The organism is Mycolicibacterium tusciae, from assembly GCF_002086795.1.
GTDB lineage: Bacteria > Actinomycetota > Actinomycetes > Mycobacteriales > Mycobacteriaceae > Mycobacterium > Mycobacterium tusciae.
The window spans coordinates 24288-31602 of the sequence record NZ_MVIM01000031.1; the positions used below are offsets into that span (position 1 = coordinate 24288).

The 7315-nt window shown below is 68.8% G+C and carries 8 protein-coding genes and 1 pseudogene; 5 read left to right on the top strand and 4 right to left on the bottom strand.

Going from position 1 to position 7315, the window contains the following annotated elements; all coding sequences use genetic code 11:
• Positions 1-3: 3 nt before the first annotated feature.
• Entirely contained in the window at positions 4-615 is a 612-nt protein-coding gene (locus BST47_RS29260) for a hypothetical protein (RefSeq protein WP_083129252.1), read from the bottom strand.
• A 294-nt stretch (positions 616-909) separates the two neighbouring features.
• Here BST47_RS29260 and BST47_RS29265 point away from each other — a divergent pair, with 294 nt between their 5' ends.
• Positions 910-1254, top strand: coding sequence for a cupin domain-containing protein (locus BST47_RS29265; RefSeq protein ID WP_083129260.1), 345 nt, complete (start codon positions 910-912; stop codon positions 1252-1254).
• Here BST47_RS29265 and BST47_RS29270 read toward each other — a convergent pair.
• Positions 1251-2900 (bottom strand): DNA repair helicase XPB, encoded by a 1650-nt coding sequence (locus BST47_RS29270; protein ID WP_083129261.1) that lies wholly within the window; start codon positions 2898-2900, stop codon positions 1251-1253. The genes BST47_RS29265 and BST47_RS29270 overlap by 4 nt on opposite strands.
• 37 nt (positions 2901-2937) lie before the next feature.
• Complete coding sequence (locus tag BST47_RS29275; protein ID WP_083129253.1) at positions 2938-5187, bottom strand: helicase-associated domain-containing protein; 2250 nt, start codon at positions 5185-5187, stop codon at positions 2938-2940.
• A gap of 57 nt (positions 5188-5244) precedes the next feature.
• Here BST47_RS29275 and BST47_RS29280 point away from each other — a divergent pair, with 57 nt between their 5' ends.
• From BST47_RS29280 to BST47_RS29295, 4 genes are read left to right on the top strand one after another with little or no spacing between them, the layout of a single operon-like run.
• On the top strand, positions 5245-5448 hold the full coding sequence (locus tag BST47_RS29280) for a hypothetical protein (protein ID WP_207568727.1): 204 nt from the start codon (positions 5245-5247) through the stop codon (positions 5446-5448).
• A complete protein-coding gene (moaC, locus tag BST47_RS29285) occupies positions 5448-5954 on the top strand; it encodes a cyclic pyranopterin monophosphate synthase MoaC (protein WP_083129255.1) in 507 nt (168 codons plus the stop codon). The genes BST47_RS29280 and moaC overlap by 1 nt, the downstream gene beginning before the upstream one ends.
• Positions 5951-6442, top strand: coding sequence for a MogA/MoaB family molybdenum cofactor biosynthesis protein (locus tag BST47_RS29290; RefSeq protein ID WP_083129262.1), 492 nt, complete (start codon positions 5951-5953; stop codon positions 6440-6442). Before moaC ends, BST47_RS29290 begins: the two co-directional genes overlap by 4 nt.
• Complete coding sequence (locus BST47_RS29295; protein WP_083129256.1) at positions 6439-6864, top strand: molybdenum cofactor biosynthesis protein MoaE; 426 nt, start codon at positions 6439-6441, stop codon at positions 6862-6864. Before BST47_RS29290 ends, BST47_RS29295 begins: the two co-directional genes overlap by 4 nt.
• Positions 6865-6872: 8 nt before the next feature.
• Here BST47_RS29295 and BST47_RS29300 read toward each other — a convergent pair.
• Positions 6873-7315, bottom strand: a pseudogene (locus BST47_RS29300) (transglycosylase family protein); the annotation flags it as partial.

A 7315-nucleotide genomic window follows, 5' to 3' on the forward strand; every position in this document is an offset into this window, starting at 1 on the left:
CCGCTACGGCGTGACGGGAATCGGGCCGCCCGGCGGGATTGCGTTCGGGTCGACCGGAGCTATCGCGCCCGGAGGCGGCGGCGCATCGAAGTAACCCGGCGGTGGCGGGCCGGTGAGCGGGTGGTAGCCCTCCGGTAGCGGCGGTCCGCCCGCGTAGTTCTTCTCCGGAACAGGAGCACCGTTGGACGCCGGGTCGGTCAGCGACTGGTATCCGGGTGGCAGCTGCGGCGCCGGACCGGCTCCGGGTGGAGGCGCCTGCGGTTTCACATCGCCGGGCTGCATGGTGCCGTTGTAGTTCTGCGGATCCTGGGCCATGTGCCAGGCGTCGCGGAGGAAGCCCAACGGCCCCGACGTGTTGCCCTGCCCATATTGCTGGTTGGCGACCTGGGGCACGGCCGGCGCACCGACCGGCGGCGGTGCGGGCGCGGCGACCGGTTCGGCTCCAGGAACCTCCATCACGGGCTGGCCCGGCGGTAGCGGTTGACCCGGGGGCGGCGGCGGTGGTGCCGGCTGCGCGTTGGCCTGGGTCGAAGCGGCCAGCGCGCCCAGGCCGATCACGACGCCGGCGAACGCGATCTTCGCGATCTGCCGAAGTGAGGAGGTATGTCCGCTCATATGTGGCGTGTGTGCTTCCTGCTAGAGCCCGTGGGCTGCTGCCGACTCGTGACGAGGCTAACGCGTTTGCGCGACCCGTGCGTAGTCCAGGCCGATGTCTGTGAAGTCGCCCGACCCGGTCGAGGCGTTACGGCGCGACGCGCCTGCAATTCCGCTTTCGCTGTTGCCGGTGCCGCCGATGACGAGAATGGTGTTATTGCGTCGGTCATGTCTCGAACTCGCCAGCCCGAATCGAGACGATTCATGGCCTATGCGGTCTACGACATATCCGATGGTCTGAAAGGCGCGTTGACGATGGAGAAGATCTCGCTCACCGCACTCGCACGTGAGCATCTGGAAACCGCCCGGGCGGCGACCAGTGGCCGCAGTGCACACACGGTCTACGGCGGCCATGAACATTCACTGCGCCAGACCTTGATGGCACTGAAGGCGGGCAGCAAGCTGGACGACCACGAGAGCCCCGGCGAGGCCACGCTTCAGGTGCTGCACGGCCGTGTGCGGGTCACCAACTCGTCGTCGGGATGGGACGGTTCAGCCGGTGACCACATCATCCTGCCAAGGGAACGACATGGTTTGAGCGCGATCGAGGATTCGGTCGTCCTACTGACCGTCTCGAAACCCATTGGGCCGCATACTTAGATCGCGGGACCCAGTAGATCGTCGGCGTCCTTGATGATGTAGCCGTAACCTTGTTCGGCGAGGAACCGCTGACGATGTGCGGCGTACTCGGCGTCCAGGCTGTCGCGGGACACCACCGAGTAGAAGATCGCGCCGCCGCCGTCGGCCTTGGGCCGCAACAGCCGGCCCAGCCGCTGCGCCTCTTCCTGTCTCGACCCGAAGGTGCCCGACACCTGTACGGCGACATTGGCTTCCGGTAGATCAATGGAGAAGTTGGCGACCTTGGATACGACCAGTGTCGGGATCTCGCCGCGACGGAACTCGTCGAACAGCGCCTCCCGCTCGGCGGTCTTGGTCGACCCCTGGATCACGGGGGCATTGAGTTCGGCTCCGAGCTCGTCGAGCTGGTCGAGGTAGGCGCCGATCACCAGCGTCTGGTCGCCCTTGTGCTTCTCCAGGATCGACTTCACCACGGCGATCTTGGAATGCACCGTCGAGCACAGCTTGTAGCGCTCGTCGGGTTCGGCGACGGCGTAGAGCATCCGCTCGTTGTCGGTCATCGTGACCCGCACCTCGATGCACTCGGCGGGCGCGATCCAGCCCTGGGCCTCGATGTCCTTCCACGGTGCGTCATACCGTTTCGGCCCGATCAGCGAGAACACGTCGCCCTCGCGTCCGTCCTCCCGGATGAGCGTGGCCGTCAGGCCGAGCCGTCGCCGCGACTGCAAGTCCGCGGTCATCCGGAACACGGGCGCGGGCAGCAGGTGTACCTCGTCGTAGATGATCAGGCCCCAGTCGCGGCTGTCGAACAGTTCAAGGTGCCTGTACTCACCTTTGGTACGGCGCGTGATCACCTGATAGGTGGCGATGGTGACCGGGCGGATCTCCTTCTTCTCGCCGGAGTACTCCCCGATCTCCTCCTCCGTCAACGACGTCCGGTTGATCAGCTCACGCTTCCACTGCCTGCCCGCCACGGTGTTGGTCACCAGGATCAGCGTGGTCGCGCCCGCCTTCGCCATCGCCGCGGCGCCGACGAGGGTCTTACCCGCGCCGCACGGCAGCACCACGACGCCGGACCCGCCCTCCCAGAACGAGTCGGTCGCCATCTCCTGGTAGTCACGCAGGTGCCAGCCATCCTGCGCGAGGCTGATCGGATGCTTCTCACCGTCCACATAGCCGGCGAGATCCTCTGCGGGCCAACCGATCTTGAGCAGCATCTGCTTGACGCGGCCGCGCTCGCTGTTGTGCACCTGAACGGTGTCGTCGTCGATGCGCGCACCGAGCATCGGTGCGATCTTCTTGTTGCGCAGCACCTCTTCGAGCACCGCGCGGTCCAGGCTGACCAGCGTCAGGCCGTGCACCGGAGACTTGACCAGCTGCAGGCGACCATAGCGCGCCATCGTGTCGACGATGTCGACCAGCAGCGGCTGCGGCACCGCGTAGCGGGAGAACGTCACGAGCGCGTCGACGACCTGTTCGGCGTCGTGGCCCGCGGCGCGGGCGTTCCAGAGCGCCAGCGGGGTGATGCGATAGGTGTGGATATGCTCGGGCGCACGCTCGAGCTCGGCGAACGGGGCGATGGCGGCTCGGGCCGCACCGGCCTGTTCGTGGTCGACTTCGAGCAGCACCGTTTTATCGGACTGCACGATCAGGGGGCCGTCACTCACTTTGTCCATTATCCAGAACCGTCGGACAAAGGTGATTTCAGTGGGCGGAATCGGCGGATACGACCGAAGTCACGCGGTGGATGGCGAACTCCCGCACGCGGCCGGACGCCGGGTCGTAGGCGGTCAGCTGCCCGCCGCGAATATTGATCGGTGCCACCACCCGTTGGGTGGCGACCCCGGCCGGGTCGACGTAGCCGATCACCACCGACGTCTGGAGATGGGCGGCCTCCTGGAGCTGGGTGATCGCCACAGTCGGGTCCAGGCGCATGCCGCTCGACGGTCCGGCCGCCACCCTGCGCAATACCGCGACGATCGCGGCCAGCGTCTGACTGGTCGGGGTTGGCGCCCGATGGGACCGGCGGCGCGATGGTGCGGGCACCCTGGCCCCCCGCGCGCGGATGTCGACGATCGTGCCCGTCGAGTCCTCGGCCGCAGGGGCGAAGCCGGCCCCTCGAAGGGCGGCCAGCACCTCGGAGATCGGCGCCTGGGACACCGCGACGGTCGGGGCCAGCAGCCGCATCTCCAGCTGTTCGGCCGCCGGTGCGGTGATCGCCTGCGCCAGCAACGCGGCGTCCTCGCACCGCACGAACGAAGCGGCCATGCCGACCCGCAGCTGCCCGTGTCGGCGGGCTACATCATCGATCAGATACGTGAGTCCTTGTGGAACAGGAGTTTTGGAGTATCGGGCGAAGAAGGCGTGCAGGTCGGCCGCGGTGCGTCCGGTGTCGAGCGCGCGCCGGATCGACGACTCGCTGACGCGGTATACCATGGCCGCACCCGCCGACTCGACCCTCGCGACAGCACCCAACTGCTCGGCCAGGTCGCGTTCCAGGGGGCCCGGCACCACGACCGTCAGGTCGGCCTGCAGCAGGAAGTGGTCGATGGGCTGGGGCAGCACCTTGTCCATCGCCTTGACGACATGCTCCGGAGGGGCGTCCGAGAGTAGGGCGCGCGCCGGGGTGCTGATCGCACCGCGGCCGACGACGCCGACCATGTGCGCCTCCGACAACAACGCACCCACCGGGCCCGGTTGCAGTCGATTGCCCCATCGGGGTCGGTGCCAGATCATCGCGCGTGCCGCCTCGGTGGCGTCGACGCCGGCGCCGGGCGCGAGATCGGCGAGCGTCTCCAGCAGCAGCCGCCGGTCCAGCGGTGCGGCTGTCGAGAAAAGCGAATCCGAAAGCGCCGCATAGGGTTTACCGTCAGGGCCCCGGCTCCCGACCAGGCTCGGCCTGCCCTGCAGTTCCAGCCATGTCGACGCCAGCAGATGCCATTTCTGCGCGGCCGGAGATTCGAGGAAGCGGTCAGTGGCGACAGTCGGCGCCCAGTAGGGGCCGGTGCCGTCCTGCGGTTCTGGTTCCGGCATCCCGGTCGCGATCAGCCCGGCCGCCGCGGTCACCTCGAGAATCAGGCCGAGCCGGCTTTCGTCGATGCCGGTGATCTTCGTCAGCCGTTTGACGTCGCGCACCCCTAACCCGCCGCTGCGCAGCTCGGGAATGGGTGCAGCGCTGAGGGTTTCGAGCACGACCTCGACCTCGCGCAGCAGGTCGATCACGGCGCCCGCGGCCACCGCGTCGACGTCGGCGATGGTCGTGGTCGACACCACGGGATCGGGCACGGTCAGCCCGACGGGCCCGGGAAGTTCACCGCGCAGCGCCTGGCCGACGAGCCTGGGCAGGATCACCGTCTCGTCGTCCACCTGACGTAGCAGTCCGTTCGCCAGCAGTCGCTGCACCGGGCGATCCGGCGGGGTGCCTGCGGCCGCGTCGCGGGTGCGTCCCACCGGCGAGCCCTCCAACAGCCGCTGCAACAGGTCGGACTGCGCCTCGTCGAGACCGGCGAGGCGCTCGGCGAGCCCCCTTGGCTCGGTGTCTTCGACCGTGGCCTGACCGGGATACCAGGGCAGGCCCGTCGCTGCCTCGGAGGTCACCCGCACCGAATCGTCGCCCCACACCAGCGCGCGTTCGCGAAGGTCCTCGACGGCCCCCGTCACGACGGTCTCGGCGCCCGCGTCGCCGATCAGCTCCAGCAGCTTCGACAGCGGCACCGCCGTCGTATCGGCATGCAGGACCAGCAGCGCGTCGAGCACCGCGAGATGAAGAAAGTCCAGGTCATCCGTTGCGGCCTTGACCGACTGGCGTGCCTGAGCCCGCGCCGCCAGGGCCGCGATGGTCCCCGGCGGGGGCTGTGTCAGATCCGGCCGCAACTCCAGCAGCCGGATCAGCCGCTCATCGCCGAGTTCGGCCAGCCAGGCGCCCAGAGGAATGCCCGGCGCGTTTTCGGTCATTGCTGACCAGCGTAAAGCAGCCCGCCGGTGTCGCCACTGCGCGCGTTGCCTGCCACAATGTCAGGCGTGGCTGACAACAAACGGCAGAAGAAGCAGTATGTCGACCCGGGCTGGCCCGCAACCGACGGCGACGACGATCACGCAGTCAGCGAGCTGGCTACCGACCGCACCGGGGCGTTGTCGCCGTTCGGAGACCTGACGTTCCCGCTGCCGACCGACGACGTTCCGTACGTGCACCCGGTCACGGTCGTCAACAAGTAGTGACCGAACCGGCTGGGGCCGCTTCGGCGCCCTCCGCCCGCCCCGCGCTCTCGCACATCGACGAAGCAGGCGCGGCGCACATGGTCGACGTCACCGCCAAGGACGCCACCAAGCGCACCGCCGTCGCGGCCGGTGCCCTGCGCACCACCCCCGAGGTCGTCGCGATGATCGCGTCGGGCGGGCTGCCCAAGGGCGACGCGCTGGCCACCGCGCGGGTCGCCGGCATTCTCGCGGCCAAGCGCACCAGCGACCTGATTCCGCTGTGCCACCAGCTGGCCCTGACGGGGGTCGACATCGACTTCGTGATCGACGGCGCTCAGGTGGCGATCGCCGCGACCGTGCGCAGCACCGACCGGACCGGCGTCGAGATGGAGGCGCTGACGGCGGTGAGCGTCGCCGCGCTCACGCTCTACGACATGATCAAGGCGGTCGACCCCGCAGCCCGCATCGACGACATCAGAGTGCTGCGCAAAGAAGGCGGCAAGACCGGCACGTGGGTGCGGTGACGGCTGCGGATACCCGGTCTGGGCGGGTCATCATCGCTTCCACCCGCGCCGCGGCGGGGGTGTACGAGGACACGACCGGACCGATCATCGTCGGCTGGCTCAATCAACGGGGCATCGGCGCACCCGCACCGACCGTCGTCGCCGACGGCGGCGGAGTGAACCAGGCTCTGTCCGCCGCGGTCGGCGAAAAGGTCGACGTCGTCATCACTTCCGGCGGAACCGGGATATCGCCGACCGACGGCACCGCGGACGCGACCGCCGCCATCGTCGACTACCAGATCCCCGGTCTCGCCGATGCGATACGTCGAGCAGGTGAAGACAAAGTGCCTACGTCAGTGCTCTCCCGCGGCGTCTGCGGCGTCAAGGGGCGCACCCTGATCGTCAACCTGCCGGGTTCGACCGGTGGCGTCAGAGACGGTCTGGCGGTGCTGGACAAAGTGCTCGAGCACGCACTGGATCAGCTTGCGGGAGGGGACCATCCACGATGAACGTCGTCCTGCGCGCCGAAGTCAACGAGCACCCGATCGAGCTGACCGAGCACGAAGCGCTTGTCGCTCATGAAGCCGCGGGCGCGGTGGTGGGTTTCGCCGGCGTCGTTCGCGACCACGATGGCGGCCGCGGGGTGATCCGGCTCGAGTATTCGGCGCACCCCACGGCGCAGCAGACGTTGGCCGACGTGGCTGCCGAGATCGCCGCAACCAGTCAAGGAGTGCGGGCCATCGCGGTCAGCCACCGCATCGGCGTACTCGACATCGGCGACGCCGCACTCGTCGCGGCCGTGGCCGCAGACCATCGCGGTGCGGCGTTCGAAACCTGCCAGCGTTTGGTCGACACCGTCAAAGAACGGCTACCGGTGTGGAAGCACCAGTTCTTCTCGGACGGGTCCGAAGAGTGGGTCGGATCCGCCTGAGCGCGGACTCAGGCCGGCGGTAGCGGGGGCGCACCGGGCGCCGGAGGCGCCGGCGGCGCGGGCAATCCCGGTGCCGGAGCAGGGGGCGGCGGAGGCGCAAGCGCCGGATCCGGCGGGAGCTGGCCCGGCAGGTTCGGCACCTGACCGGTGGCGCGGTCCGGGGTTGTCAGCGGACGCTGCGTCAGCGCCAGCAGCGCATCCTTACCGGTGACGTCCTGGGTCTGGATCGCGTGCCAGATCTCTTTGAGGTACGAGACGTTGGGGCTGTCGGTCGTGACGGCGCCACGGTCGATCGTCGTCCCCGGATTCAGGTTCTCCGGGCTCGGCAGGTGCGGAACCTCGGCGGGCAGGGGAAGCTCACCGGACACGGCCTGGTTGGCCGCGTCCATGGCCGGCTGCGGAAGGTTGACCGGGGCCAGCGGATCGGGCGCGGGTGCAGGCGGGGCCGGGG

What these genes read in the sequence shown, in the direction of transcription:
- BST47_RS29295 (WP_083129256.1), top strand. Translation starts at nt 6,439, where the DNA reads ATGAACGTCGTCCTGCGCGCCGAAGTCAACGAGCACCCGATCGAGCTG.
- BST47_RS29275 (WP_083129253.1), bottom strand. Translation starts at nt 5,187, where the DNA reads ATGACCGAAAACGCGCCGGGCATTCCTCTGGGCGCCTGGCTGGCCGAA.
- BST47_RS29260 (WP_083129252.1), bottom strand. Translation starts at nt 615, where the DNA reads ATGAGCGGACATACCTCCTCACTTCGGCAGATCGCGAAGATCGCGTTC.
- BST47_RS29280 (WP_207568727.1), top strand. Translation starts at nt 5,245, where the DNA reads ATGTCAGGCGTGGCTGACAACAAACGGCAGAAGAAGCAGTATGTCGAC.
- BST47_RS29265 (WP_083129260.1), top strand. Translation starts at nt 910, where the DNA reads ATGGAGAAGATCTCGCTCACCGCACTCGCACGTGAGCATCTGGAAACC.